The sequence below is a fragment of the Levilactobacillus suantsaiihabitans genome (assembly GCF_004745505.1).
GTDB classification, from domain to species: domain Bacteria; phylum Bacillota; class Bacilli; order Lactobacillales; family Lactobacillaceae; genus Levilactobacillus; species Levilactobacillus suantsaiihabitans.
This window is the reverse complement of sequence record NZ_RKLX01000048.1, coordinates 1-2,088: the sequence shown is the minus strand read 5'-3', so window position 1 is coordinate 2,088 and position 2,088 is coordinate 1. Positions and strand designations below refer to the sequence as shown.

2 protein-coding genes are annotated in these 2,088 nt (G+C 40.3%); one reads left to right on the top strand and one right to left on the bottom strand.

Features of this window, described 5'->3' with window-relative positions; genetic code table 11:
• The first annotated feature begins 174 nt into the window (after positions 1 to 174).
• Complete coding sequence (locus EGT51_RS12725; RefSeq protein WP_125702122.1) at positions 175 to 390, top strand: CsbD family protein; 216 nt, start codon at positions 175 to 177, stop codon at positions 388 to 390.
• A gap of 246 nt (positions 391 to 636) precedes the next feature.
• Here EGT51_RS12725 and EGT51_RS12720 read toward each other — a convergent pair whose 3' ends face one another.
• Positions 637 to 1,626, bottom strand: coding sequence for an IS30 family transposase (locus tag EGT51_RS12720; protein ID WP_004561985.1), 990 nt, complete (start codon positions 1,624 to 1,626; stop codon positions 637 to 639).
• Between the last annotated feature and the right edge of the window lie 462 nt (positions 1,627 to 2,088).

Here is a 2,088-nt window from a genome sequence, read left to right as displayed (position 1 = left end):
TGGCAAACACCGTATCAGGTTATGCTGACAAATTTGTCCAAAAATTCGGATTAAATTTGCAATCTACCTTATAAGTGTCATTCACACTATCTCTTGTAGGATCTCCTTATTAGACAAGCAAATTAAAATGTGGAATAATACTGTTGTAACAAATACATTATGGGAGGTTATATTATGAGTCTAGATGACAAAATTGATAGCACCAAAGATAAGGTAAGTGGAAAAGCTAAAGAAGTTGAAGGCAAGGTTACGAACGACAAGGCCCGCGAAGCTGAAGGTAAGGGTCAAGGTATTCTAGGTAAGGCTAAAGATAAACTGTCAGATTCCAAAGATGCTGTTAAAGATACGGTTGATAACGTAAAGGAAAAGTTAGATAAAGACGATAAATAAATTATCATTTTTAAGAAGACCAAAATCTGGTCTTCTTTTATTTTTTCACGCTTGTTACCCTGTTTTTTCTCCACACTGTAATACGCGGCTTATGTGGTCGCTGCGGCTTTTTACGTTACCACCGTCCATCTTTAAGCTGATGTTCTAAGTCACCCAAGCAACGTGTCTCTGTGCGACTGACAAGGCCAAATCTGCTATTTACCATCTGGCCCATGCCGGCCACCTCCAAATTTTGGGCTTGAATTGTCAAATTAAGTGCAACACTACATTAAAGAATATTTCATAAGGCGTTTTCCATCCGAGACATTTACGGGGACGATTATTCATTTGTTCTGCATATGCTTGTATCCGGCGGTCAGTAATTGAATCAAGGTCAGTTCCTTTTGGCAAATATTCGCGAAGCAAGCCGTTAGTATTTTCGTTAGTTCCTCGTTGCCAAGGAGAGTGAGGATCGGGAAAGTAGAAGGGCGTACCAAACTTATCAGTTAAACATTGAACTTTGGCAAACTCTTTACCCCTATCCGGGGTAATCGTTAACGATCTACCAGGCCATAGCTTCATTAAGTCGCTCAAAGTATCCGTGACTGCTTCTGAAGTTCTTTTAGCAGCTTTACCAATAAGCAGGTAACGAGATTTTCGGTCAACCAATGTAACGACACAAGCCTTTCCGCTTTTGCCTAACACGGTATCACCTTCCCAGTGACCAATTTCTACACGGTTGTCAGCTTCTCGCGGACGATCATGAATCTTGTTGGGGATTGGAATCTTGCCTCGCTTTTCTTGATAAGCTTTATTGTGGCGAGACTTGCCGTGATGCCTTAGATGGCGCACGGCACTAGAGCTGCCAGATTTAAACAAATTATCAAATAAGCCATTGAAAATCCCACGGTAAATAGTCGTGGTACTGATCTGCACCGGATACTTTTCGACTGCCAAGCGATTCGATATTTCCTCCGGAGACCAAAGGTCTTCGCAGAAGTGTTCTCTCACCACTTCAAACACCTGAGGATTACTCAAAAGAGAGACTCTGCCACAGTTGCCTTTGCGCTGTTTGTACTTCTCCTGAGCCTTCGAAGGTGAATAGGATTTACCAGTAGAATTACGGCTTAATTCTCGAGAAATGGTTGAGTAACTTTTCTTGATATGGCTGGCAATCTCACGAAGTGAGTTTCCATGATTCCTCATTAAAAAGATAGTTTCCCGTTCATCTATGGTAATATGCTTGTAGTGATCCATGGCTAAATTCCTTTCATGATTGTTTTCGCAAACATCATTTTACAGAAATTTGGCCATGGGCCATTCTTTATTTAATTAGTGTTGCACTTAAAGTGTAAATTCAAGGGCAAAATAAAAACGCCACGCTATTTAGCACGACGTCTATTATCCTTACACCATCTTATCGAGCCGAGCACCCGCCTGTGCCCACTCCGGAAACTCATACCCGTATTTACTATGAATTAATCATGATATCGCCACCTCCTGACCATATGCAAAAAAAACAGTGATTAGCTGAACTTTTCGATAAATCTATTAAAAGTTTCCGTAGTCCCATTTGCAATTAGTACAACTAAAGCTTCATACCTGAATTATTCATACCTTTCAAAAAAGTCGTCAGTTTTCATGTTTTTCAAAAACTGACGGCTTTTGATCTTGCTTACTATGTATTGAGACTCTAAATTTTGATGGTATCACCTAACG